Here is a 25,328-nt window from a genome sequence, read left to right as displayed (position 1 = left end):
AGGAGGGCTTCGTCAGGCAGCCTCAAGGGATTGAGCCGGGGCCACATCATAGCTGTCGACCCAAGTGTTCTCTTGCTTCTTTTCAAGCATACAGAGAGCATGTCGGGCATAAAGACGGAACTCGTGCTTCAAAATCCGCGACGCAGTTTCCCAAACCCCAGCTTCATGCCTAGCGACAAAAAATGCCCGAGCGATATGCTCGATTTCCTGATCCGTCTGATCCACCTGTGCCCCCACACAGAAGCCCCCACGGCTCCGTCAAATACCCGGAAAGCAATTCCGGCATCAACTGTCGGCAAGATGTCTGATTTGCGGAGTCCTGTCTGTACCCGAAAAGACACGATTCGGGGCCAAAACTACTTCCGTCGACTTTGTACAGGCAGACAAGACAAGTAGATCGGACCCTGTCGGCCCTATTCCTCCAGCTGTGCCGTGTCCGCTCCGACCGACGCCTGAAGCCGGGAGGAGCCGGTGACGTTCGCTCTTCTCCGCGCTCCTTCTTCAGGCGGCCCTTGCCGTTGCAAGGAATTGGTCGATGTCCTGTCTCAGGCGCTGAAGCTGTTGATCCAGGGTATGCTTGGCGCTTGAGACGTGCTGCGCTGCGGCTGCCGCAGAGGCAGTCGATCCGGTCAAAGCCTCGATGCTCCGGACAACCGCGTGGGTATGATCGGTGGTTTGGTTGACGTTTACGGCGATTTCCGATGTCACGGCAGCCTGTTCTTCGACGGCAGCCGCGATTGCCGTCGCAATGCCGCTCAGTTCCTCCATGATGCGGCCTATGTCGTCGATATCGGACACGCTGCGCTGCGTCGCTTCCTGGATCGCACCGATACGTGAGCCGATCTCGGTTGTCGCCTTGGCGGTTTGGTTGGCGAGGGTTTTGACCTCTTGCGCCACAACGGCAAAGCCCTTTCCCATCTCCCCGGCACGGGCCGCCTCAATCGTGGCATTCAGTGCGAGCAGATTGGTCTGAGCCGCAATCCGCTCGATCAGATCGACCACATCCCCGATCTGCTTGGCCTGGTCGGCCAATCCGTTGACGGATTCCTTCGTGCGTTGAGAGCTCTCGAGGGCGTGCCGCGCGACATCCGCCGATCGGCTGGCCTGCTGCCCGATCTCACGAACGGACGATGCCAGCTGTTCCGTCGCGGCGGCTCCCGATTGCATGTTGGAAGCCGTCTGCTCGGCCGCCGTCGTGACCTGAATGGCAAGGTTACTGGCACTTCCGGTTGCCTCATCGAGGACCGTCGCACTCTCCGAGAGAGCGCCGCTCGCCTGGCCCGAGATCTGCAGGCTCTCCCGCACCGCGTTGGAGAACGAATCGATTGCCTGCGACAGAACCTCACCTTTCTTCTGACGATCCTGAACGAAGGCGTCCTGATACACGGAAATGGCTAAGTCCATGTCCAGCATGACCGCCTGGTTCACCACCGTCAGCTTGCGCGCGAACGATGCCCCACTGAAGCGATGCTTCTTCGAGAGGACATGAACCAACTCATTGAGAATGAAGGCATAGCCTCCAATGTACCAGCGGGGCTCCAAGCCAATCCTGTTATGGATCAGACCGATGCGGCGAATACCTTCCACGTAGGTTGCGTCGAAGCTGCCGCTGAAAAGCCTACCCCAGTGCAACATCTGAGCTGAAACGAGCCGGGACTGTTGCGACCCAATCAATTTGGACAGCTGCGGCTGCCGATGCATATGCGTGTAGAAGCGCTCGAGGATTTTCGGCAGTTCAGGGGATATATCTTTCCATACCGACTGAAGATCGTGGCAAACCCCACCATCGATGCCCATGAACCTGAGCCGTTCAGCAAGCAATGAGTCGTGTTGCAAGGTTCTTCTCCAAACTCGGTAATGGAGAAGATCTCTATGTTGCCGGGCTTGGTCGGGGCTTGCCGAACCAACCCCGCCCGAGGGCTGAACGCGGAATCCGCGTCATTTTGTGCCGATCGGAACTGAAACCCGGTCGCTGGTTGCGCGTTAACCTAGGCAGTTTTGCGGGGCTACACGATGCTTGATAACATTGCAAATGGTCTAAATTCCGTTCAACCGGGCTCTATGGCACTATCGGCGCGTCATAACGTGCCGCCGCTCCCCCACTCGGTACAGGAACATCTCGGGCAGATGCTGAGGGCAGACTATCACGAACGGGGAGAAAAGCCGCGCTATCTCGGCGATCCGGTCCTTCCGCTCGAGTTCGATCCTTATCTCTACCGTCTTGAGCAGAAAGAACGCGCTCTCAGGATCATGCGGGTTCGGGAACAAGGTGCGCAGGCTGTCGCCGACGCACTCTCCGATCTCAATCTCTAACGCTATGCAGGCGTAACCGCACCTGTTCTTTGTCTGACGTGCACCGGAACATAAGGCGCGGATTCAGCTTGCGTTCAATATCCATAGACCAGAAAGGCCGAGCCTGAGAGCATCCTAGCCTCTCTTCCGAGACATTCACGGAACTCCTCTCGGCGATGGATATTGCAAAGAGCATGAGACAGGAAAGCGGAAGAGCCGTTTTGAGGAGGGCATTCAGACGCCTGGAGCATGAGGTGCCGGGAAAGGTCGCCCGCGCCCTTCGCAGCCTCCGCCATCCCGATTCGCGATGGGTCAGGATTCCGGCGGGAATCCTCCTCATCCTTGGTGGGATCTTCTCCATCCTCCCGTTCTTGGGATTATGGATGCTTCCCTTGGGGCTTCTGTTGATCGCCTATGATGTACCCATATTGCAGAAGCCCGTGGGACGCTTCACGCTCTGGGCAATCCATAAATGGGCTTCCTTCAGACAGCGCTTCTTTCCTGAGCGACCTCAGGGCTGAGAGCCTTCTCGACGGTCGATCACCTCCATCACTCCCCCATGGAGCATCGGTCACGCTGGAACGACGCCGCCAAGTTCGTCCTCGATGTAGATGGATATGATTTCGTCAAAACTGGCCTCGGCACGGAAGCCCAAACTTTCAGCACGGTTGGCATCAAAGCGGCGAGGCCATCCCTCGACGAAACGTATGATGTTCGGGTCGAGTTCATGCCGGATTCGGGCAACGGCCCCCTCGCCGGCAACGCGACGAAGCGCATCGATCTGCTCACCCACGGTTACCGACACGCTCGGCATCGTCAGATTGCGTCTCGGACCGATCTTGGATGTATCGATGGTCGCCGCATGGACAAGGAAATTGACGGCCGATCTCGGCGAGGCATGGGCGTGGCGAACATCCGTCGAGACCGGCAAGACCGTGTCCTGGCCATTCAGTGGCTCGCGGATGATGCTTGAGAAGAAGCCCGATGCCGCCTTGTTGGGTTTCCCAGGCCGTACGCAGATGGTAGGGAGTCGGATTCCTACGCCATCGAAGAATCCACGCCGCGTATAATCGGCCAGCAGCAACTCACCCATCGCCTTCTGCGCGCCATAGCTCGTGAGCGGCGTCAGAAAGAATTCATCCCCGATCGCCTCCGGAAACGGTGCACCGAAGACGGCGATGGAGGACGTGAAGACGAGCCGTGGCTTGTATCCGTCTCCAATGGTGCGGACAGCATCGAACAGAAACCGGGTGCCGTCGAGATTGATCCGATATCCCTTGTCGAAATCGGCCTCGGCCTCGCCGGAAACGATGGCGGCAAGGTGAAAGATGACATCGGGACGGCTCGCAACGAGCTTCGCCGCCTCTCCCGGAATGGAGAAATCGGAGTTCAGCGTATCGATGGCGAAGGATGCCTGAGGGCGCTCGGGCTCGACCACGTCATGCAGAACGAGACGCGTGATCGCGTCTCCCCCTAATCGGCCTTCCTTCACCAAGCGTTCCGTAAGCTTGCGGCCGACCATCCCGGCCGCCCCGAGAATGAGGATCTGCATCGATCAACAATCTTTTCAAATTTTACCCGTTCGTCTCAAGTGACGTCCAGGTTGAAAAAAGGATCGCTACGCCGCTCGATGTTTGACTTGTTCGAGCGGCGCAGCTCCGATCAGAGCGACTGGATTACTTTTGCCGAACCTTGTCGAGCTCTGCCTGCATCAACTTGACCGTCTCAGGACCGATCGTTGCCGCATGCTTCTCCCAGACCGATTTCGCCTGCTCGCGCATGCGATTGGCTTCCTGGGCATTCAGCTCATTGACCACGATGCCTTCGCCTTTGATCTTGTTCAACGAGGCCTGCGAGAGCTCGCGCGAAACCTTGCGCTGTTCGTCGCGAGAGACGACGGCACAATCACGCAGAGCCGCCTGTTCATCCTTCGACAGCCCGTCCCAAAGTTTCTTGGAGTAGAGAACGAGGAACGGGGTATACGCATGGCGGGTCACGGACAGGTACTTCTGCACCTCGTAGAACTTGGAGGTGTCGATGGTCACGAACGGATTTTCCTGCCCGTCGATTGCCTTAGTTTCAAGGGCCGTGAAGACTTCGCCGAAGGCCATCGGCACAGCATTGGCGCCCATGTTCTTGAACGTGTCGAGGAACACGTTGTTCTGCATGACACGAACCTTCAGACCCTTGAAATCCTCCCACTTCTCGACGGGACGACGTGAGTTGGTGAGGTTACGGAAGCCGTTCTCCCAGTAGGCCAGATTGACGAGACCGACCGTTTCGAGTTTCGCGTCCACATGCTTGCCGAACTCGCCATCGAGAACGGTGTCTGCTTCCTTCTCATTGGCGAACAGGAACGGCAGGTCGAAAACGCCAAGTTCAGGCAGGATGCCGATGAGCGGCGAGCTCGAGGTGACGACCATCTCCTGCGTGCCGGAGCGGAGAGCCTGGGTGGCCTGGAGATCGCCGCCCAGGGCGTTGCCCCAGAAGCCCTGGACCTTCATCTTGCCACCGGACTTGTCGGTAAGGCAGACCTTGAACTTCTCGACACCCTTGCCGTTGGGGTGATCTTCGTTCACGCCGTTGGACAGTCGGATGTTGCGCTCCGTGAACTGGGCATAGGCCGGAAGGGCCGCCATTGCGCTTGCGGCGATACCGGCAGCAAGAGCGAATTTGAAAGCTTTCATGGTAGTTTCCTCTCTCTTTTGATTTGTCAGCATGCTCATCGTCCCCGCAACCAGGAAAAGGGAACCATAACCAGGTCGGGGAAGACGATGAGCAGAACGAGCACGATGAGCTGGGCGATCAGGAACGGATTCACGCCGCGGATAACGGCCCCCATGGGTACGCGGGCCACGCCGCTCACCACATTGAGCACAATTCCAACCGGAGGCGTAATGAGACCGATGGCGTTGTTGATGATGAAAAGCACCCCGAAATAGACCGGATCGATGCCAGCCTGTTTGACGATCGGCATGAGAACAGGCGTCAGGATCAGAACCGTCGGCGAGAAGTCCAATGCGGTTCCGACGATGACGACCAGGAACATCAGGGCGAACATGAGCAGGGTCTTGTTGCCCAACAGAGGCTCGATGAGACCGCTGATTTCGGCCGGTATGTTCGCCTGGGTGATGAGCCAGGCGGAAACGAGCGCCGCGGCGACAAGAAACATCACCACGGCTGTCGTCTTAGCGGCCGTGAGGAAGACGCCGTAGAGCATCGACGGCTTCAGTTCGCGATAGACGAACATGCCGATGACGAGCGCATAGACGGCCGCCAGCACGGCCGCCTCGGTCGGAGTCACGATGCCCCATTTGATGCCGCCGAGGATCATCACTGGCATGAGCAGGGCGTAGAATCCATCGATGAAGGCTTTGCCGCGCTCACGCATGGTGGTGCGCGGGGCCGTCTTCATCTTGTCCCTTCTGCTGACGATGGCCCAGGCGACGACAAGAGACAGACCCATCATCAATCCAGGCGCAACGCCTGCCAGGAAGAGCTGGGAGATCGAAACGTTAGCCGCAACGCCAAAGACGATGAAGCCGATCGATGGTGGAATCACCGGAGCGATGATGCCGCCAGCCGCGATGAGACCCGCCGCCCGTGGAATATCGTATCCGGCATTCCGCATCATGGGGATCAGGATCGCCGCGAGAGCCGCCGTATCCGCGGCGGCGGAGCCGGACAACGCAGCGAGAATGAGTGCGGCCACAATCGCAACATAGCCAAGGCCGCCGTGGATATGCCCGAGACATGCCAAGGCGAAATTGACGATGCGCTTCGACAGGCCTCCGACATTCATCAATTCTCCGGCCAACAGGAAGAATGGGACGGCCAGAAGCTGAAAATTGTCGGCACCGATGATCATGTTCTGAGCCACGATCTGGCTGTCGAAATTGCCGAGCCAGAGCATGAGCGCGAGAGCACAGACGATCAGCGCGAAGGCGATCGGCATTCCGAGTGCCATGGCTCCGAGAAGCGATGTGAGGAATACGACGATTGTCACTCGAGTCGCTCCCTCAGAGCATGGGCTTCATCACCACTGTAGTCGCCGGCAAAGGCCTTGAGCTCATGCTCGCTCACGCGCCCGGTGACGACACGCAGGATTCTAAGGATGGCCATCAGTCCCAGACCGATGCTTGTGAAGAACCCGACCCCGTAAACCCAGAGCATCGAGATCTCGGTGATAGGCGCGTAATTCGTGGCGTTGATCTCGGCCTGCTGCCATGTCCCCCAGAAGAAGACGGCGCAGCAGCCGATGATGAACAGGTCGGACAGGACCATGCAAACTTTACGCCCGTTATCGCCCAGCCGGGCGACCAGTGTTTCGACGCCCAGATGGGCATTCTCACGTCCCACTACCACGGCACCGATGAAGGTCAGCCATACGAAGAAGAAGCGAGAGAGCTCTTCCGAAACGTCGATCCCGGTATCGAAAAGGTAGCGCAATACGACATTGCCGAAGACCATGACGACCATGGCCGCCAGCAGAAGAACCAGCAGGCCTTCCAAGCCTTTGAAGAAGAAGGAAATTATCCTGCTCACAATCTCTCCCTGCCCTTGGACCCTTCTCGGCGCCCATTGATTCTGTTCGCTCCGGAGGACTCTTCAAGTCCTCTGAAGGCGAAACATGGTGCCCGATCTAAGGCTCAGGTACATAACGTGTCAATTCAGCGGATGGAACGGTTCCGAAGGCAAACTGCCATGCATGACAGCGGGGATGGCCCATCCGTGGTTTCGTTCTCTTGTTTTTTCGCCTGGAACAGGATCAATGCTGATTTCAAGGTGAGTGTCATTGGGGTAATCCGGGCGAACCAGAGCACGTATTGAAATGCACCTTTGTTTCATCTTAGACTTATGAATACCTGCTTATGCAGAGCATTTCCGTGGATATCGCCGGCGCGGCAGCTTCGATGATATCCGGGAGACGGATTGCTCCTTCCGCCTCTGCTGACAATTACAAGAGCGTAGCCGCGACGAGGATCCCATGAAGATCACAGGCGTCGAGACAATCCGTCTCCAGGAATTCGCAAACATCATCTGGGTCCTTCTCCACACGGACGAGGGGCTTGTCGGCCTTGGTGAGACCTTCATGGGAGCTGCGGCCGTCGAGGCGTATGTTCACGAGACGGTCGCGGCCAAGTTGATCGGCCGCGATCCTCTTCAGATCGAAGGCATCAACCGCGATCTCCAGAACTATCTGGGCTGGCGTTCCGCGGGCGTCGAGACACGTGGCAATTCGGCCATCGACATCGCCTTGTGGGATCTGTTCGGCAAAGCTCATGGCAAACCAGTCTGCGATATGCTGGGTGGCCGCTCCCGGGACAAGATCCGGGTTTACAATACCTGTGCGGGCTACCGCTACATTCGCGACAGTCGTGCCCAGAAAGTCGCCAACTGGGGTATCGGTGATGCCGAGGGTGCCTATGAAGATCTGGAGGCATTCCTGCACCATGCCGACGATCTCGCTCATTCCCTCCTGGAGCAAGACATCACGGGCATGAAGATCTGGCCGTTCGACGTCGCGGCCGAACGGAGCCATGGATACGACATCTCACCCGACGAAATGAGGACGGCGCTCGAGCCCTTTGCCAAGATTCGAAATGCCGTGGGCGACAAGATGGACATCATGGTCGAGTTCCACTCCCTGTGGAGCCTGCCGATGGCCAAGAAGCTTGCTTCGGCGCTGACCGAGTTCGAGACCTACTGGCACGAGGACCCCTTCCGCCTCGACAATATCGGCGACCTCAAGGAATATGCGGAGCACTCGAAGGCCTGGGTATGTGCCTCGGAGACCCTGTCCTACACCCACGCCTTCCGGGAATACCTCGAAACCGGCGTCGCCGGCGTGGCCATGCTCGATCTGTCCTGGTGCGGCGGTCTGACAGAGGCACGTAAGATCGCAGCGCTGGCCGAAGCCTGGCATGTTCCTGTCGCGCCCCATGACTGCACGGGCCCCGTGGTCTACGCCGCCTCCTGTCACTTCTCCCTGCATGCGCGCAATGCCTTGATTCAGGAGAGCGTCCGGGCCTTCTATACTGGCTGGTACACGGAACTCGTGACGGAGTTGCCGACGGTCAGAAGAGGAGAGGTCACGGTGAACATGAAGCCAGGTCTGGGGCTTGAACTGCAGCCGGAACTCTGGAAGCGCCCGGACGCGATCATCCGGCTGACGAACGAGCCCTAGTCAAAAAGGGACCACGTACGGCTACGTCATTCGACCGCGACGATTTGAGAGTTTGAGTTGGAACACGATGAGCAATGTGATTGACGCCCTTGTCGAAGCCTTGGGATCAAAGATCCGCACCGGCCCCGACATTCCCTCCCGCAATCATGCGGATGCCAGCGGTCTCCAGCCGGCAGTTCCCCAGGCGCTCATCCTTCCTCAGACGACGGAGGATGTCTCAACGGCCTTGAGGATCTGCCATGAGCATCGCCAATCCGTCGTCACGCAAGGAGGGCTGACTGGACTTGCCGGCGGTGCTCACCCGCAGACGGGTGAGATCGCGCTGTCCCTCGAGCGGATGAACGGGGTCGAGGAGATCGACCCGGCGAGCGCGACGCTCACGGCGCTCGCTGGAACGCCCCTCGCGGTCGTTCAACAGGCGGCGGACGAGGCCGGCTTCCTGTGCGGGATCGATCTCGGAGCGCGCGGAACCTGCACGATCGGCGGCAACATCGCAACCAATGCCGGCGGCAATCAGGTGCTGCGCTACGGCATGGCCAGGCGCAACACGCTCGGACTCGAAGTCGTTCTCGCGGACGGCACCGTGGTGCGCTCGCTCAACAAGATGCTGAAGAACAATGCGGGATATGACTGGACGCAGCTCTTCATCGGCAGCGAGGGAACACTTGGGATCATCACCCGGGCGGTGATCGGTCTGCATCCCAAACCTCAAGGCCTTCAAACGGCTCTCTGCGCCGTCGACCGATTCGATGATGCTCTCGTTGTCCTGCGCCGATTCCAGCAGGCTCATCCAGGACGCCTGCTGGTCTTCGAGGCCATGTGGCGGGAATTCATGACCGTCGCAACCGAGATCTGCGGACTTCCGCCTGCCTTCGAGTCGGAACACGACGTGACACTCCTGATCGAGGCCGATATGGGCGAGGGTCCGGCAGGAACAGAAGCGTTCTCTCTCCTGCTCAGTGAATTCTACGAACAGGATCTCATCAAGGATGCCGTCATCGCCCAGTCACGAGCCGACAGGAACCGGTTCTGGGCCTATCGGGAAACACCCTACGAGTATGGCCGCTTCCTGCCGGAAGAGATCCGCTTCGACGTCAGCGTGCCCCTGAACCGCATGACGGAGGCGGTCGCCCATCTGCGCCGGGAAATGCCGAAGCAATGGCCCGATGCCGTTTACGTCGTCTTCGGGCATGTGGCCGACAGCAACATCCACATCAACGTGGCAATCCACGACATGACCGACGATATCAAGAAAGGCGTTCAGGGGCTCGTCTACGAACTGGTCTCAAGGCTCGGTGGATCCATATCCGCGGAGCATGGGATCGGACGCATCAAGCGCCCCTACCTTGCTTTGAGTCGGACCGAAACCGAGCTTGCCTTGATGATGAAGATGAAACAAACGCTTGATCCTGAGGGTATCCTCAATCCGGGCCGCATTCTCTAAGAATGCATTCGCTCATTCAGGAGCGGAGGATGAACGTGAAAATGCCGAGTCTCTTCGATCTTTCCGGACGCATTGCCCTCGTGACGGGATCGAGCACGGGCATTGGCCTTGCTCTCGCACTTGGCCTGGGGCGTGCGGGAGCACGTGTCGTCCTGAACGGCCGCCAGCCGGACAAAGTCGCCAATGCGGCTCAAAAATTCCGAGATGAGGGATTGCACGTCTTCGAGATGCCCTTCGATGTGACGGACAGCACGGCCGTCAAGGCTGCCGTCGATCGGATCGAAGGCAGCATTGGTCCCATTGATATTCTGATCAACAATGCGGGAATGCAGTGCCGAGCCCCCCTTGAGGATTATCCGGAGGAAACCTGGCACGAGTTGATGACGACGAATGTCGACAGCGTCTTCTATGTGGGCCAAGCAGTTGCCAGAAAGATGATCCCGCGCGCTCGGGGAAAGATCATCAACATCTGCTCGGTTCAAAGTGAACTGGGCCGCCCTTCCATCGCGCCATATACGGCGACGAAGGGTGCCGTGAAGATGTTGACGAAAGGCATGGCGATCGATTGGGGCAAGTACGGCCTTCAGGTCAACGGCATCGGGCCAGGCTATTTCAAGACGGAACTCAACCAAGCCCTGGTTGACGACAAAGCCTTCTCCGACTGGCTCATTGCCCGCACTCCCTCCCGTCGCTGGGGAGAACTGGAGGATCTTATTGGTACTGCGGTCTATCTCGCCTCCGATGCCGCGAATTTCGTCAACGGGCAGATCATCTATGTTGATGGAGGCGTGACGGCCTCACTCTGAATCCGCCTCGAAACTGATCCTTAAGCTTTGTCGGCATAAACCGTCATTCGCGGTTGCAATATCCGTCCAGGACCGTTAGCTACGGCACCTGTGATTTGCCAGAAAAGCTACTTGGGAGGTGCTTCATGCCCCACGGAGCATACTGCGTTGCATTCAAGCATAATCGTTGGACGGTTTCTCAATTCGGAAGAGATCTCGGATCGTTCTATTTTCGCGCAAAGGCCCTGAAGTTCGCCGTTGAATCCGCCTGCTGGTCGGCCGTGTCGAACAGACCGACTGTCTTTGTCCTAGACCGGACCGGCGATTTCTATACCGCCTGGTGCGATGGCAGGGACAGTCTCAGCGCCGAGACGTAAGCGCCGGTCGCGAGGGCTGCAACGAAACAGCATGATCGGGACGATCTGATCCAGAGTCGACGGCGCCCGAGACCAAGACACGCGATCGATCAAAATCCAACCTTCGTTTCCTGTGCAACGCCGTAGGGGAATCATGCAACGGCAGCAGCCTGGTGGATCGCTGCGGCTTCGAATTCGATCTTGTGCGGGGTCTTCATCAGCGACTGGATCTTTTCTGCAAGATCGGTCGCCCGGTAGGGTTTGTAGAGAAGATTGAGATCTTCGAGCTTGTCCTCCCCGTCAAAATAGCCTGTCGTCAGAAGCACCTGGATATCCGGCTGCTCGCGCTGAATGAGCCGGGCCAAGTCGATGCCGCTGAGTTCTCCCGGCATCCTGACATCGGAGAGCACGAGTTTGATATCTTTCTTCGTCTTCAGGAGGCGAGCGGCTTCATCACCGGTCTCCGCCTCCAGCACCCTAAAGCCGAGAGAGTGAAGAGTTGAGAGCGCTACCTGACGAACAGCCGGGTTATCTTCAACCACAAGCACCGTACGCCCCTCACCGAAAGGGTGCGTAATGGCCGACTGGTCATCCGGCGCACTTTCCGCGGTCTCGTGGGAGCGAGGAAGGAAGATGCGGATGGTCGTGCCCGCGTTCGGCGCACTCTCAACCTCCACATGGCCATGGCACTGCTGCACGAAACCATACACCATGCTAAGGCCCAAGCCGGTGCCTTTTCCGCTTTCCTTGGTGGTAAAGAAAGGTTCGAACACCTTCTCCAGCACCTCCGGCGGCATGCCGATTCCTGTATCGCTCACGGAGATCACGACGAACTCACCGCTGGGTGCGGATCTCCCCTCCTCTACTACCTGGTTTTCGACACTGATCGTCAGATCGCCGCCGTCGGGCATTGCATCGCGGGCGTTGACCGCGAGGTTCAATAGGGCTGCCTCGAACTGAGCACGGTCGACCTGGACCGGCCATATTTTGGCGCCGGAGCGGAAATCCGCATTGACATGCTCGCCAAGCGTTCGACGCATCAGCTCCAGAAGGCTCGGCATGAGGCTCGTGACATCGATCGTTGAAACCTGCAGGGCTTGACGCCGTGAGAAGGTCAGCAGCCTGTAGGTGAGATCGGCACAATGCTGGGCACTCTCCAGGGCCATCCGTACCCTTCGCTCCGCCTTCTCATTGCCCTGAATGGATTTCTTCAAGAGATCGAGATTGCCGATCACGACACTCAGCATGTTGTTGAAATCATGCGCGATCCCACCCGTGAGGCGGCCGACCGCCTCAAGCTTGCTGGCGTGGAGCAGGTTCTGCTCCATCTGCTTGCTCTCGGTGATATCGAACCACATACCGAAGAATTCGCGTGGACGGCCGTCCTCATCCTTCATCAGAACCGTCTGATCGAGGAAATGCCGCTCGACGTCGTCGGCGCAAAGCCAGCGATACTCGAGATTGACGGAACCCTCTTCCTCCAGCCGCTTCAACTGGGCCAGGACACGCTCCTGGTCGTCCGGGTTGATCCGGGAGGACCAGAAATCCGGGCGCTCGAGGAAAGCCTCCGGTCGAAATCCCGTGATGCGCTCGATACTCTCGTTGGTGAAATGAAGCCGCCGGTGGTCCTCCTCGACGGACGCCGTATAAAGCGCGATCGGAAGCGATTGCAGAACGATCGATTGATGTTCCTCGCGGCGCCGAAGGGCCTGCTCCGCCTTCAATTTCTCGCTGCGGACATGAAGGTTGTCCATCAGCAGGCGGCGCTCCTGCTCCGCCTGCCGGCGGATCTCTTCCGTTTTCCGGTAAAGATCGACGAAGATGTCGACTTTGGATTTGAGGATCAAGGGCTCGATGGGTTTGAAGACGTAGTCGACAGCACCTGCCGAGTACCCTTTGAAGACGTGCATCTCGTCCTTGTTGAATGCCGTCAGAAACAGAATCGGCACCCGTGAAGAACGGGGCCGGTTCCGGATCAGACTGGCAACCTCGTATCCGTCGAGGCGCGGCATCTGCACGTCGAGCAGAATGACGGCGAAATCATCTTTCAGAACGTGGCGCAGAGCTCCTTCGCCGGAATCGGCTGTCACGATCTCCACACCGGGAGACCGGAGGACCTCCTCGACAGCGATAAGGTTTCTCGGGTCGTCATCGACCACCAAAATCTTGGCGGGGATGGGATCGGACTGAGGACGGGCCGCGACCAGATGAAAATCATCCAGCTTCGGACCCGACTCCCCTCGCCTTGCGTCGTCCGTCATGAGTTCAACCCGGTCTCTGCCGCACCATTGGGAGCAATTCTCCCGTCCGGGATATATGTGCTCCGACTGAGTTGAACGCGCAAGACAGCCAGAAGTTGATCCACATCCACAGGCTTCGAGACGTAGTCGGTCGCACCTGCTTCGAGGCATTTCTCCCGATCGCCCTTCATGGCCTTTGCAGTCACTGCGACAAGGGGAAGGTCACGGTAACGCGGGATGTTCCGGATTTCCCGCATGGTCTCATAGCCGTCCATCTCCGGCATCATGATGTCGATCAAGGCCAAATCGACATCCGGGTTGGCCTGGAGCTTTTCGATGCCTTCCAGGCCATTCTCGGCGAAGACGACCGAGATCCCGTGCTGCTCGAGCGCACTCGTCAGCGAAAAGATGTTGCGCATGTCGTCGTCGACGATCAGAACCTTCCGGCCGTCGAGCGAGCCATCGGCCCGCCGTTCGACAATGATGTGCTTCTCTTCGGGAATGGCACTGATCGCCCGGTGCAGAAACAGAGCCGTGTCGTTGAGAAGACGTTCGGACGACCCCTCGCCTTTGACGATGAGCGTTGCAGCGATGCCCTGCAGTCGACGCTCCTCGGACTTCGCTAGATCCTGTCCCGTATAGATGACGATCGGCAGTTCCTCACCGCCCTTCGTCTTGCGGATGCGCTCGATGAGCTCTGCCCCGGGAAGATCCGGCAAGCCCAAGTCGACGACGGCGCAGTCGAACTGCCGTGACTGGATGACCTCCAGGGCACTCTCGGCCGTTCCCACCGCCGTCACGTCGACCTGCTCGCTCTTCATGAGCTCGGACAAGCTCATGCGCTGATTGTCGTCATCCTCGACGAGAAGCAGCTTCTTCACGGGCCGGTCGATGAACTCCTTCGTGCGGTTGAGCGCTCCCATGAGAGCCTCCCGGTCGACAGGCTTCTCCAGGAAGCCGAAGGCCCCTGCCCTGAGACCGCGCTTCTTCTGGTCGTCGACCGAGATCACGTGGATCGGCACATGGCGGGTCCGCGGATCATGCTTCAGTAAATCCAGGAGCGCCCAGCCGTCCATATCGGGAAGCCCGATATCGAGAGTGATCGCATGGGGCTTATAGCGATGCGCGAGGGCAAGCGCCGAAGCGCCATCCATGGCAATCAGTCCCTTGAAGCCCTCCTCACGGGCAAGCTCCAGTAGCACCGAGGCGAACATTGCATCGTCCTCGATGATAAGGACGACCCGGTCGCCATTGGTGATCGCGTGGCGATCATCCAGGGAAGCCGAGAGTGCCATCGCGGCCGACGGCTGGCGGATCATCGTTCCCGCCGAATCGTCAGACGGCGTGTATTGCCCCGCCCCGTCGCCGTTTGACCGTACGGACGATCCCGCTCCGGCGATCCCATGACTTGCAGGAGGCTCAACCGGCACGAAGAGCGTGAAGGTCGAGCCGCTTCCCGGTGTGCTCGACACCACGATCTCGCCGCCGAGCAGGCGGGCGATTTCACGGCTGATCGACAGACCGAGACCGGTCCCGCCGTACTTCCGGCTCGTCGTACCATCCGCCTGCTGGAAGGCCTCGAAGATGATCCGCTGCTTTTCCTCCGGGATGCCGATGCCGGTATCCGTCACCGACATGGCGATCCACTGGCTGCCGGCTCGCAGCGGCGATCCCTCGGCCGAACCGATCTGGAGCGTCACGCCTCCGCGCTCCGTGAACTTGAAGGCATTCGAGAGCAGGTTGCGCAGCACCTGCTGCAGCCGTTTCGAATCCGTCCTGATCGCCAGCGGCAGCTTGGGATCGACCTCCACATGGAAGTCGAGCTTTCGTTCCTCTGCAATCTGGCGGAAGGTCCGCTCCATATTCTCGACGAGATCCTTGAAGCCGACGCTCGACACTTCCATGCTGACGGTGCCGGATTCGATCTTGGACAGATCCAGGATATCGTTGATGAGCGAAAGCAGGTCCGAGCCCGCCGCGTGAATGGTCTTGGCGAACTCTCTCTGCTTGTCGGTCAGGTTGCCGTCCGAGTTCTCGGTCAGGAGCTTCGACAGAATCAGGAGCGAGTTCAGCGGCGTTCTCAACTCGTGGCTCATGTTGGCCAGGAACTGCGACTTGTAGCGCGAGGTCAGCGAAAGCTGCTCGGCCTTCTCCTCCAAGGCCGTCTTTGCGACGGAGACCTCCTGGTTCTTCGCCTCGACTTCCCTCTTCTGGAGTTCGAGCAACTGCGCCTTGTCCTCAAGCTCCTCGTTCGTCTTCTGGAGTGCCTCCTGCTGTTGCCGCAGGAGCTCCTCCGACTGACGCAAGGTTGCGGCCTGCTGCTCCAGCCGGTCGTTGGTGTTCCTCAACTCCTCCTGCTGGCTCTGCAGTTCGGTGGTCAGAAGCTGAGACTGCTTCAGAAGGCCTTCCGTCCGCATGTTGGCGGCAATGGTGTTCAGAACGATACCGATCGACTCGGTGAGCTGCTCAAGGAAGGATTGATGCGTTTCTGAGAATCGGCTGAACGAGGCAAGTTCGATCACCGCCTTCACCTCCTGCTCGAACAGGACCGGAAGCACGATGATGTTCAGGGGCGGGGCCTCTCCGAGAGCCGAACTGATGGTGATGTAGTCGCCCGGCACGTTGGTGAGGAGAATCCGCTTCTTCTCATAGGCGACCTGCCCGACGAGACCTTCGCGGAGGCGGAAGCGGTTGTTGAGATGCTTCCTCTCGGTGAAGGCATAGGAGGCGACCATCTCCAACATGGGCTCGCTGCCATCGCTCCCGACTGTGTAGAAGACACCCTGCTGGGCGTTCACGAGCGGGGCGATCTCCGACAGGATCATGTTGGACACGGTGGTGAGATCGCGCTCGCCCTGCAGCATACGGGTGAACTTGGCGAGGTTGGTCTTCAGCCAATCCTGCTCCGCGTTCTTGAGCGTCGTATCGCGCAAGTTGCGGATCATCTCGTTGACGTTATCCTTCAGCGAAGCCAACTCGCCCGAGGCTTCCACCGAGATCGACCGGGTCAGGTCGCCCTTGGTCACGGCGGTGGCGACGTCGGCGATGGCTCGCACCTGGGTGGTCAGGTTGGCGGCGAGCTGGTTCACGTTATCCGTGAGATCGCGCCACAGGCCGGCGGCACCGGGCACCCTCGCCTGACCGCCGAGCTTTCCTTCCACACCCACTTCACGGGCAACGTTCGTCACCTGATCGGCGAAGGTCGCGAGGGTATCGATCATCTCGTTGATGGTTTCGGCGAGTGCCGCGATTTCGCCCTTGGCATCCACGATCAGCTTGCGCTTGAGATCGCCCTCGGCAACTGCCGTCACCACGCTGGCGATGCCTCGCACCTGACCGGTGAGATTGTTCGCCATCATGTTGACGTTGTCGGTCAGGTCCTTCCAGGTGCCGGCCACGCCGCGCACCTGCGCCTGTCCGCCGAGCTTGCCCTCGATGCCCACTTCGCGGGCCACACGCGTCACTTCGGAGGCAAACGAGTTCAGCTGGTCCACCATGGTGTTGATGGTCGACTTCAGCTCGAGGATCTCGCCGCGCACATCCACGGTGATCTTCTTCGACAGGTCGCCGTTCGCGACCGCTGTGGTGACCTCGGCGATGTTGCGCACCTGACCCGTCAGGTTCGCCGCCATCATGTTGACGTTGTCGGTGAGATCCTTCCACACGCCACCGACCCCGCGCACCTGGGCCTGCCCTCCGAGCTTTCCTTCCGTGCCCACCTCGCGGGCCACACGGGTCACCTCTCCGGCGAAGGAGTTCAGCTGATCGACCATGGTGTTGATGGTCGACTTCAGCTCCAGGATCTCGCCCTCGACCGCAACAGTAATCTTTTTCGACAGGTCGCCGTTCGCGACCGCTGTGGTGACCTCGGCGATGTTGCGCACCTGACCCGTCAGGTTCGCCGCCATCATGTTGACGTTGTCGGTCAGGTCCTTCCAGACGCCGCCAACGCCGCGCACCTGCGCCTGCCCGCCGAGCTTTCCTTCCGTGCCCACCTCGCGGGCCACACGGGTCACCTCTCCGGCGAAGGAGTTCAGCTGATCGACCATCGTGTTGATGGTCGACTTCAGCTCCAGAATCTCGCCGCGCACATCCACGGTGATCTTCTTCGACAAGTCACCATTGGCCACCGCTGTGGTGACCTCGGCGATATTACGCACCTGACCGGTTAGATTCGCCGCCATCAGGTTCACATTGTCGGTGAGGTCCTTCCAGGTGCCGGCAACGCCTTCCACACGGGCCTGGCCGCCGAGCTTGCCCTCGGAGCCCACTTCCTTCGCGACGCGGGTCACCTCTCCGGCGAAGGAATTGAGCTGGTCCACCATGGTGTTGATGGTCGATTTCAGCTCCAGAATCTCGCCGCGTACCTCCACGGTGATCTTCTTCGACAAGTCACCATTGGCCACCGCTGTGGTGACCTCGGCGATATTACGCACCTGACCGGTTAGATTCGCCGCCATCAGGTTCACGTTGTCGGTCAGGTCCTTCCAGGTGCCGGCCACGCCGCGCACCTGTGCCTGTCCCCCAAGCTTGCCCTCGGAACCCACTTCCTTCGCAACGCGCGTCACTTCCGAAGCAAAGGAGTTGAGCTGATCCACCATGGTGTTGATGGTGTTCTTGAGCTCAAGGATTTCGCCGCGCACCTCCACGGTGATCTTCTTGGAGAGATCGCCGTTCGCGACCGCTGTCGTCACGTCCGCGATGTTGCGAACCTGGGCGGTGAGGTTCGAGCCCATCATGTTCACGTTCTCGGTCAGGTCGCGCCAGACACCGCCGACGCCCTCGACCTGCGCCTGACCGCCGAGCTTGCCTTCCGAGCCCACCTCCTTGGCGACGCGCGTCACCTCGGAGGCAAAGGAGTTGAGCTGGTCCACCATGGTATTGATGGTGGATTTGAGAGCCAGAATCTCGCCCTTCACATCGACGGTGATCTTCTTCGACAGATCCCCCCGGGCGACCGCCGTGGTGACTTCCGCAATGTTACGCACCTGACCGGTCAGATTGGCCGCCATCATGTTGACGTTGTCGGTCAGGTCCTTCCAGACGCCGCCGACGCCGCGCACCTGCGCCTGTCCGCCGAGCTTGCCCTCCGAGCCCACTTCCTTCGCGACGCGGGTCACCTCGGAAGCGAAGGAGTTCAGCTGATCGACCATCGTGTTGATGGTGTCCTTGAGCTCAAGGATTTCACCCTTCACATCCACGGTAATTTTCTTGGACAGATCGCCATTTGCGACCGCGGTGGTGACCTCGGCGATGTTACGCACCTGACCGGTCAGGTTCGCCGCCATCAGGTTCACGTTCTCAGTCAAGTCCTTCCAGGTGCCGGCAACGCCCTTGACCTTCGCCTGACCACCGAGCTTGCCTTCCGAGCCCACCTCACGCGCCACGCGGGTCACTTCCGAGGCGAAGCTGCCGAGCTGCCCCACCATGGTGTTCACGACCTTGCCGATGCGCAGGAACTCGCCACGTAGCGGTCGCCCGTCCGTCGCGAGATCGATCGTCTGGCTCAGATCGCCCTTTGCCACGGCGCCGATGACCCGGGCCACCTCGACGGTCGGCTGAACGATGTCGCCGATCATGGCATTGACGGAATCGACACATTCGCTCCAGCAGCCGGTCGCCCCTGCCAGCCGCCCGCGCTCCTCGATCCGGCCCTCTTTGCCGACGACCTTGGCGACTCGCTCGAGTTCCTGCGCGAGGCCGTGGTTCAGATCGGCAATGTCATTGAAAGCTTCAGCGATCTCGCCATCAATGCCGGTCAGGTCTGATGGCAGACGGGCAGAAAAATCGCCTTTTCTGAAGGCACGCAATGTCTTGAGAAGCAGCCTGGGATCAAGCTGCGAAGTGGCGGTTTCGACTTGTGACATAAGGCCCCCCGTTACGCTGTCCCAGGCCTACTCTCGCCCGGGTCCCCATATGTGCCGACGTCCCAAAAGCTATTGTGTTCGTCTTCAGATGGAATTCGACCCCGTTTAACGCTTTTCAAGGGCCGAAGTTCCCGCAGGGGAGAATTTCTGAGGAGCTCGGTTAACGCGATACGTTATAACCATATTAACGCAGAACGTGCGTTCGAGGAGGCCAAGTTCGTTGCTACGTCTTGCCCCTGCATAGAGGAATTGGGCGCCCCGAGAACCGAGACAAGCGGATGATCGAGGCCCCATATACGTTACGTTAGGGTACAGACTCCGAGGCCGAGAGATGATCGTTCCAAACGCAATTCAAGCCGCAACATGGTTGCGGCTTGAGGGAGAACACCGATCGCTCGTCTCAGGCTTCAGATCACACAAAGTCTTCGCGCATGGGAGTGAAGACATCGAGCAGCGTGCCTGCTTCGACGGCAACGGCTCCGTGGACGGCGTCGGGCGGGACGAGGAAGCTGTCGCCCTGCTTGAGACGCTCGGTCCGGCCGGCGATGGTGATATCGAAGACACCCGTCTCGACGAGGCTGCACTGGATATGGGGATGCGAGTGCGGGGTACCGACAGCTCCGGCCTGAAAGTCGACACGCACCATCATCACCTCTGAATTATAGGTGAGGATCTTGCGGCGGATGCCCTCGCCTGCGGGCTCCCATTCGATCTCGCTGTCGAAGGCGAAAGGCTGATTGATACGGTTCATGGTTCCTCCAAAAGGGTTTCAGCGGGCGAGCCAACCACCGTCCACCGGCAGAACGACGCCGTGGATGTAGTCTGCGGCCGGTGACGCTAGGAAGACGGCAGCGCCGCCGAGGTCAGTCGGATCGCCCCAGCGTCCGGCCGGGATCCGTCCAAGGATTTCGCTGCTTCGCTTCGGGTCGTTGCGAAGCGCCTCTGTGTTGTTGGTCACGAAGTAGCCGGGCGCAATGGCATTCACATTGATGCCCTTGGCGGCCCACTCGCAGGCCAGCAATCGCGTGAGACCGGCAAGACCACTCTTGCTCGCCGTGTAGGACGGAATGCGGATGCCCCCCTGGAAGGACAGGAGCGAGGCGATGTTGATGATCTTGCCGCCTCCCTCATCCGCCAGCATCGTGCGCGCCACGGCCTGAGACAGGAAGAAGGTGGACTTGAGGTTGACGTTCATCACGTCGTCCCAGTCCTTTTCCGAGAACTCGATCGCATCGGCACGGCGGATGATCCCGGCATTGTTGACCAGAATGTCGATCCGGCCGCTGACCGATACTGCCTCGCCGACGATCCGTTCGATCGGCTCCAGGCTCGACAGGTCCGCCTGCACGGCATGAAAGCCCGCGCCCGTGTCGCGGCACAGGCGCTCGGTCTCTTCCATCGATGAGCGCCCGACGGCGACGATGGATGCCCCCGCTTGTGCCAGCGCCACCGCGATCCCTTGACCGAGTCCCGTATTGGCGCCGGTCACGATGGCAGTCTTGCCGGTCAGATCGAAGGACAATGTCATCGCAGCACCCTCACCGCAGCTTATCCATGGGCACCATGTCCATGTCGGTGAAGTCCTGGTTGTCGCCTCCCATGGCCCAGACGAACGTGTAATTGCTCGTGCCGACGCCGGAATGGATCGACCAGCCGGGAGACAGGATCGCCTGCTCGTTGGCGACGACGAGGTGCTTCGTCTCGTCCGGTTCGCCCATGAAGTGGAAGACGCGCGTGTCGGGCTGCATGTCGAAATAGACATAGACCTCGGAGCGGCGATCGTGCAGGTGCGCCGGCATGGTGTTCCACATGCTGCCGGGCTTCAGTTGCGTCATGCCGAGGACGAGCTGGGCAGAGCGGCACACCTCCGGGTGAATCATCTGGAAGATCGTGCGGACGTTTCCGTTCGCGGCATCGCCGAGATCGACGCGGCGGGCCCGGTCGAGGCCGATCTTCACCGTCTCGAAGCGGGCATGAGCCGGCGTGCTGACGAGGTAGAACTTTGCTGGAGTCCCTTCATCGAGGCTCTCGAAGCGAACCTCCTTCGTGCCCATGGCGATGTAAAGCGCATCGCGCGGCTCGAGAGTGTGAACCTCACCATCCGTGTGGACGCGTCCGGGACCGCCGAGATTGACGACGCCCAGTTCCCGTCGATCGAGAAAGTTGGGAGAGCCGATCTGCTTGTGCGATTCCAGCCTGATCGCGCCGGAAGTCGGCGTCACGCCGCCGACCACCAGCCGGTCGATATGGCTGTAGGTCAGTTTGACCTCTCCGGGAACGAAAAGCGTCTCGATCAGGAAATGGCGGCGCAGTTCGGCCGAGCTGAAATGGCGGACGGCCTCGGGGTGGCATACCTGCCGGATTTCGATGGTCATCATTACCTCATTGATTGAATGGATCAGCGGAACAGGGCCGGAAGCCAGAGCGACAGGCCGGGAATGTAGGTGACGAGCAGCAGGACGACGATGCTAGCGCCCAGGAACGGCCAGATGGTCTTCATGGCCTCGCCGATGCTGATCTTGCCCACCGCGCATCCGACGAAGAGCACCGAGCCGACCGGCGGCGTGTTGAGGCCGATGCCGGCATTGAGGATCAGGATCACGCCGAAATGCACCGGATCGATGCCGAAGGCCTTGATCACGGGCAGAAAGATCGGTGTGCAGATGATGATCATCGGCGCCATGTCCATGAAGGTGCCGAGCACCAGCAGGATCACGTTGATGAGGAGGAGCACGACGATCGGGTTGTCGGACACCGTCTTCATGAGAGCGATCGTCGCCTGCGGCACCTGCAGGAAGGCCATGAGCCAGCCGAAGGCGCTGGCGGTCCCGATGACGAGCAGGACCATGGCGGTGGTGCGCACGGCGCCGAGCGTCGCCTCGACGAAGCTCTCCCAGTTCATCTCGCGATAGACGAAGAGCGTGACGAGCAAGGCATAGACGACGGCGATGCACGAACTCTCGGTTGCCGTGAAAATCCCCGAACGCACGCCGCCGAAGATGATGAAGATCAGCAGGATGCCGGGCACGGCGGAGACGAAGAAATAGGCCAGCATCCGAAAGCCCGGAAACGGATCGGCCGGATACCCGCGACGAACGGCCACCACATAGGCCGTGATCATCAATGCGGCGGCCAGGAGGAACCCTGGCACGACGCCGGCGGTGAACAGATCCGCCACGGAAATCGTGCCGCCCGCCGCGATCGAATAGATGATCATGTTGTGGGACGGCGGAATGAGCAGCGCGATGATGGCGGCGTTCACCGTCACGTTGACGCTATAATCCTTGGCGTAGCCGCGCTTCTCCATCTGCGGGATCATGATGCCGCCGATGGCCGAGGCATCTGCGATCGCCGAGCCCGAGATGCCGCCGAACAGGGTCGAGGCGACCACGTTCACCTGCCCCAGGCCGCCACGCAGATGGCCGACGAAACCGGCGGCGAGACGGATCAGGCGGTCGGCGATGCCGCCGCGCATCATAAGATCGCCGGCATAGATGAAGAACGGGATCGCCATCATGGCGAACGCGTTCATGCCGGAATTGATCTGCTGGAACACCACGACCGGCGGGAGCTGCATGTAGAGCACGGTCGCCAGCGACGCGATGCCGAGACAGAAGGCGACCGGCGTGCCGATGATGAGCAGGAGCGTGAAGACGCCGAAGAGAACCCAGATCTCCATTGTCTCAATCCTTCACGGCAACGAGATGAGGCTCGTCGACGCGCACCATGGGCGCGTCGTCTCCAACCAGCAGAAGGCGAACGAGCTTTTCCAGGGAAAAGAGGGCGATCAGCACACCGCCGACGGCAAGCGGCACATAATCGAACCCCTGCGGGATCGGCAGGCCGGGCATCGCGGCGGTCCAGGTCTCCACGGCGAGCGCCGTGCCGTACCAGGCCATGGCACCGCCGAAGATCGCCACCAACACCTCGGTCACGGCAAGCATGATATGGCGCAGGCCATGAGGGGCATAGTGGAGGGCGATCTCGAAGCCGAGATGGTTACCGTCGCGCACCCCCACGGCGGATCCCAGCAGGATGAACCAGCTCATGAGGAGCAGGGAGGCGGGCTCCGTCCAGCTCGGCGACTGGTTCAGCACATAACGTCCGAACACCTGCCAGGCGACAAAGGCGGTCATGACGACGAGGCCGATCCCGGAAATCCAGAGAGCCGCACGGTTCACGACGGCGAGGATGCGGGATAGCGCGGCAAGTTCAGCGCGCATCGGTGAAGGTCTCCAGTGTAGCTAGAGGCGGACCGGCCGGAGCCGGTCCGTTAATCTATCAGCCTTATATGGCTCAGTTCATCGCCTGGATGCGGGAGACCAGCTCCTTCACCTTCGCATCCTTGGCGTATTTTTCGTAGACAGGCTTCATGGCATCGATGAAGGGCTGCTTGTCGACATTGTTGATCTGGCTGCCACTCGCCCGGATCTTCTTCTCGGCTTCCTTCTCGCGGGCTTCCCAGAGCTCGCGCATCTTCACGACGGACTCCTTGGCCGTCTCGCGCACCGCCTTCTGGTCTTCCGGTGACAGCTTGTCGAAGCTCTTCTTCGACATCACCAGCACTTCCGGCGACATGGAATGCTCGGTCAGCGAGTAGAACTTCGCCACCTCGAAGTGGCGGAAGGAATCGTAGCTCGGCCAGTTGTTCTCGGCTCCGTCGACGACGCCGGTCTGGAGTGCGGAATAGACCTCGCCCGGGGGCATCGGCGTCGCATTGGCGCCGAGTGCGTTCACCATGTCGAGAAACAGGTCGGACTGGATCACGCGCACCTTCATGCCCTTGAGATCGGCGGGCGTGTTGATGGCGCGTTTCGAATTGTAGAACGAGCGCGCGCCCGAATCGTAGAAGGCCAGCGCCACGAGTCCATGGGGCTCGAACGCCTTCAGGATCTGATCACCGACGGGGCCATCCATGGTCTTGCGCATATGGTCTACCGACCGGAAGATGAAGGGCAGCGACGGGACAAGCGTTTCGGGAATGAGATTGTTGAACGGACCCATGTTGATCCGGTTCAGGTCGATCACGCCGAAGCGGGTCTGCTCGATCGTGTCCTTTTCCTGGCCCAGCTGCGCGGAGTGGAAGACCTGCACCTTATATCGGCCGTTGGTCTTCTTCTCGAGCAGGGAGCCGAAATGCTTCACGGCTTCGACCGTGGGATATCCGTCCGGATGGATATCGGCCGAGCGCAGTGTCGTCTGGGCGCCTGCCGTGCCACTCATAAGAGCCGCCCACACGCCGAGAGCGGTTGCGGCGAGAGTTCTCCTGGTCAACATCATGTTCCTCCTTAAGCTTCCTCAAGTGCTTTATTGTTTCAAACCAGACCTTCAGCCGGCTTGTCCTGCGCCCGTGGCCCATGCGACCCATCAGGACGGGACCAGACGCTGCTTACTGCGGCTTACCTGGTCGACCGTTGTATGGTAGTATGCACTTATATGTTACGCAACCCGCCAAAAGAATGAGAGTGCCGTGAACACGCCCTTCCCCGTCGGCCAAGGCTCAGCCGCCCAGCGCATCGAGAGCGAATTGCGCCGCCTGATCATCGCCTTGGAGCTTCCGCCCGGGAGCCGACTTTCCGAGCAGGACATCGCCGAGCGCCACGGGGTCTCGCGCCAGCCGGTGCGCGAGGCGCTGATCGGCCTGGCGCGAACGCGTCTGGTGGAAATCCAGCCGCAGCGCGGCACCACGGTGGTCAAGATTTCGGTCCGGAAGATGATGGAGGCCCGATTCGTCCGGGAGGCGATCGAGACGGCGGTCGTGCGCCGCGCCTGCTCGTCCTTCGATCAGCAGAGCCGTGAGCGGATCAACGATCTCTTGGAGATGCAGGAACAGGCCGCCCGGCGGGACGACCACGATGCCTTCCAGCGTTACGATGAGCTCTTCCATATCGCGCTGGCCGAGGGCGCCGGGTGCCCCTTGGCCTGGGAGGCCGTTCAGGACATCAAGGCCCACATGGATCGGGTATGTCAGCTCACCCTCCCCGGACCGGAGGCGATGCTGCCGCTGATCGATCAGCACCGTGCCATCATGGCCGCCATCGATGCCCGCGACGAAGAGGGGGCCGCCGAGGCGATGCGCCGGCATCTCACCGAGATCCTGCGTGCCCTGCCCCGGGTCGAGACCGAGCATCCGGAGCTGTTCAGTTCGTGAGAGGCC

Annotated in this window: 19 protein-coding genes; 5 read left to right on the top strand and 14 right to left on the bottom strand. The window is 60.1% G+C overall.

Annotation, left to right across the window (positions count from 1 at the left end):
* Window positions 1-12: 12 nt before the first annotated feature.
* Together KHP60_RS01635 and KHP60_RS01630 are read right to left on the bottom strand one after the other, a co-directional pair.
* A complete protein-coding gene (locus KHP60_RS01635) occupies window positions 13-225 on the bottom strand; it encodes a hypothetical protein (RefSeq protein ID WP_213561785.1) in 213 nt (70 codons plus the stop codon).
* Between the two features lie 276 nt (window positions 226-501).
* Complete coding sequence (locus tag KHP60_RS01630) at window positions 502-1,821, bottom strand: globin-coupled sensor protein (RefSeq protein WP_283770666.1); 1,320 nt, start codon at window positions 1,819-1,821, stop codon at window positions 502-504.
* 306 nt (window positions 1,822-2,127) lie between these two features.
* Between KHP60_RS01630 and KHP60_RS01625 the strand changes: the two genes are divergently transcribed.
* Window positions 2,128-2,313 (top strand): hypothetical protein, encoded by a 186-nt coding sequence (locus tag KHP60_RS01625; RefSeq protein WP_249688396.1) that lies wholly within the window; start codon window positions 2,128-2,130, stop codon window positions 2,311-2,313.
* 550 nt (window positions 2,314-2,863) lie between these two features.
* Here the strand turns inward: KHP60_RS01625 and denD are convergent.
* The 4 genes from denD to KHP60_RS01605 form a co-directional block, all read right to left on the bottom strand.
* Window positions 2,864-3,844, bottom strand: a complete 981-nt coding sequence (gene denD, locus KHP60_RS01620; protein WP_213561783.1) for a D-erythronate dehydrogenase — start codon at window positions 3,842-3,844, stop codon at window positions 2,864-2,866.
* A 124-nt stretch (window positions 3,845-3,968) separates the two neighbouring features.
* The gene (locus KHP60_RS01615; protein ID WP_213561782.1) at window positions 3,969-4,979 is read right to left on the bottom strand and encodes a TRAP transporter substrate-binding protein; all 1,011 of its coding nucleotides are present in this window, start codon (window positions 4,977-4,979) and stop codon (window positions 3,969-3,971) included.
* Between the two features lie 35 nt (window positions 4,980-5,014).
* Window positions 5,015-6,298: a TRAP transporter large permease subunit gene (locus KHP60_RS01610; protein ID WP_213561781.1), complete on the bottom strand. Its 1,284-nt coding sequence runs from the start codon at window positions 6,296-6,298 to the stop codon at window positions 5,015-5,017.
* A complete protein-coding gene (locus KHP60_RS01605; RefSeq protein ID WP_213561780.1) occupies window positions 6,295-6,837 on the bottom strand; it encodes a TRAP transporter small permease in 543 nt (180 codons plus the stop codon). The genes KHP60_RS01610 and KHP60_RS01605 overlap by 4 nt, the downstream gene beginning before the upstream one ends.
* A 442-nt stretch (window positions 6,838-7,279) precedes the next feature.
* Between KHP60_RS01605 and KHP60_RS01600 the strand changes: the two genes are divergently transcribed.
* From KHP60_RS01600 to KHP60_RS01590, 3 genes are all read left to right on the top strand, one after another.
* Complete coding sequence (locus KHP60_RS01600; RefSeq protein ID WP_213561779.1) at window positions 7,280-8,479, top strand: mandelate racemase/muconate lactonizing enzyme family protein; 1,200 nt, start codon at window positions 7,280-7,282, stop codon at window positions 8,477-8,479.
* Between the two features lie 67 nt (window positions 8,480-8,546).
* Window positions 8,547-9,923, top strand: a complete 1,377-nt coding sequence (locus KHP60_RS01595) for an FAD-binding oxidoreductase (RefSeq protein WP_213561778.1) — start codon at window positions 8,547-8,549, stop codon at window positions 9,921-9,923.
* 29 nt (window positions 9,924-9,952) lie between these two features.
* Complete coding sequence (locus KHP60_RS01590; protein WP_213561777.1) at window positions 9,953-10,729, top strand: SDR family oxidoreductase; 777 nt, start codon at window positions 9,953-9,955, stop codon at window positions 10,727-10,729.
* Window positions 10,730-11,216: 487 nt separating this feature from the next.
* Here KHP60_RS01590 and KHP60_RS01585 read toward each other — a convergent pair whose 3' ends face one another.
* The 8 genes from KHP60_RS01585 to KHP60_RS01550 all read right to left on the bottom strand — a co-directional run bounded on the left by KHP60_RS01585 (window position 11,217) and on the right by KHP60_RS01550 (window position 24,448).
* Entirely contained in the window at window positions 11,217-13,325 is a 2,109-nt protein-coding gene (locus KHP60_RS01585; protein WP_213561776.1) for a response regulator, read from the bottom strand.
* Entirely contained in the window at window positions 13,322-19,171 is a 5,850-nt protein-coding gene (locus KHP60_RS01580) for a HAMP domain-containing protein (protein ID WP_213561775.1), read from the bottom strand. Before KHP60_RS01580 ends, KHP60_RS01585 begins: the two co-directional genes overlap by 4 nt.
* A gap of 412 nt (window positions 19,172-19,583) precedes the next feature.
* On the bottom strand, window positions 19,584-19,922 hold the full coding sequence (locus tag KHP60_RS01575) for a cupin domain-containing protein (protein ID WP_249688395.1): 339 nt from the start codon (window positions 19,920-19,922) through the stop codon (window positions 19,584-19,586).
* Between the two features lie 18 nt (window positions 19,923-19,940).
* Window positions 19,941-20,699 (bottom strand): 2-dehydro-3-deoxy-D-gluconate 5-dehydrogenase KduD, encoded by a 759-nt coding sequence (kduD, locus tag KHP60_RS01570; protein WP_213561774.1) that lies wholly within the window; start codon window positions 20,697-20,699, stop codon window positions 19,941-19,943.
* A gap of 10 nt (window positions 20,700-20,709) precedes the next feature.
* A complete protein-coding gene (gene kduI / locus KHP60_RS01565; RefSeq protein ID WP_213561773.1) occupies window positions 20,710-21,546 on the bottom strand; it encodes a 5-dehydro-4-deoxy-D-glucuronate isomerase in 837 nt (278 codons plus the stop codon).
* A 23-nt stretch (window positions 21,547-21,569) separates the two neighbouring features.
* Window positions 21,570-22,850 (bottom strand): TRAP transporter large permease, encoded by a 1,281-nt coding sequence (locus KHP60_RS01560; protein WP_213561772.1) that lies wholly within the window; start codon window positions 22,848-22,850, stop codon window positions 21,570-21,572.
* 4 nt (window positions 22,851-22,854) lie between these two features.
* Window positions 22,855-23,394: a TRAP transporter small permease gene (locus KHP60_RS01555; protein ID WP_213561771.1), complete on the bottom strand. Its 540-nt coding sequence runs from the start codon at window positions 23,392-23,394 to the stop codon at window positions 22,855-22,857.
* 73 nt (window positions 23,395-23,467) lie between these two features.
* Complete coding sequence (locus tag KHP60_RS01550; RefSeq protein ID WP_213561770.1) at window positions 23,468-24,448, bottom strand: TRAP transporter substrate-binding protein; 981 nt, start codon at window positions 24,446-24,448, stop codon at window positions 23,468-23,470.
* 193 nt (window positions 24,449-24,641) lie between these two features.
* Between KHP60_RS01550 and KHP60_RS01545 the strand changes: the two genes are divergently transcribed.
* Window positions 24,642-25,322 (top strand): GntR family transcriptional regulator, encoded by a 681-nt coding sequence (locus KHP60_RS01545; RefSeq protein WP_213561769.1) that lies wholly within the window; start codon window positions 24,642-24,644, stop codon window positions 25,320-25,322.
* Window positions 25,323-25,328 lie beyond the last annotated feature (6 nt).

Source organism: Microvirga sp. 3-52 (assembly GCF_018383585.1).
Lineage (GTDB): Bacteria > Pseudomonadota > Alphaproteobacteria > Rhizobiales > Beijerinckiaceae > Microvirga.
This window is presented reverse-complemented; position numbering and strand designations above follow the sequence as displayed.

Excerpts from the sequence above, each read along its gene's own strand:
- KHP60_RS01625 (WP_249688396.1), top strand. The coding sequence starts at position 2,128 with ATGCTGAGGGCAGACTATCACGAACGGGGAGAAAAGCCGCGCTATCTC.
- denD (WP_213561783.1), bottom strand. The coding sequence starts at position 3,844 with ATGCAGATCCTCATTCTCGGGGCGGCCGGGATGGTCGGCCGCAAGCTT.
- KHP60_RS01615 (WP_213561782.1), bottom strand. The coding sequence starts at position 4,979 with ATGAAAGCTTTCAAATTCGCTCTTGCTGCCGGTATCGCCGCAAGCGCA.
- KHP60_RS01600 (WP_213561779.1), top strand. The coding sequence starts at position 7,280 with ATGAAGATCACAGGCGTCGAGACAATCCGTCTCCAGGAATTCGCAAAC.
- KHP60_RS01595 (WP_213561778.1), top strand. The coding sequence starts at position 8,547 with ATGAGCAATGTGATTGACGCCCTTGTCGAAGCCTTGGGATCAAAGATC.
- KHP60_RS01590 (WP_213561777.1), top strand. The coding sequence starts at position 9,953 with ATGAACGTGAAAATGCCGAGTCTCTTCGATCTTTCCGGACGCATTGCC.
- KHP60_RS01585 (WP_213561776.1), bottom strand. The coding sequence starts at position 13,325 with ATGACGGACGACGCAAGGCGAGGGGAGTCGGGTCCGAAGCTGGATGAT.
- KHP60_RS01580 (WP_213561775.1), bottom strand. The coding sequence starts at position 19,171 with ATGTCACAAGTCGAAACCGCCACTTCGCAGCTTGATCCCAGGCTGCTT.
- KHP60_RS01575 (WP_249688395.1), bottom strand. The coding sequence starts at position 19,922 with ATGAACCGTATCAATCAGCCTTTCGCCTTCGACAGCGAGATCGAATGG.
- kduD (WP_213561774.1), bottom strand. The coding sequence starts at position 20,699 with ATGACATTGTCCTTCGATCTGACCGGCAAGACTGCCATCGTGACCGGC.
- kduI (WP_213561773.1), bottom strand. The coding sequence starts at position 21,546 with ATGACCATCGAAATCCGGCAGGTATGCCACCCCGAGGCCGTCCGCCAT.
- KHP60_RS01560 (WP_213561772.1), bottom strand. The coding sequence starts at position 22,850 with ATGGAGATCTGGGTTCTCTTCGGCGTCTTCACGCTCCTGCTCATCATC.
- KHP60_RS01555 (WP_213561771.1), bottom strand. The coding sequence starts at position 23,394 with ATGCGCGCTGAACTTGCCGCGCTATCCCGCATCCTCGCCGTCGTGAAC.
- KHP60_RS01550 (WP_213561770.1), bottom strand. The coding sequence starts at position 24,448 with ATGTTGACCAGGAGAACTCTCGCCGCAACCGCTCTCGGCGTGTGGGCG.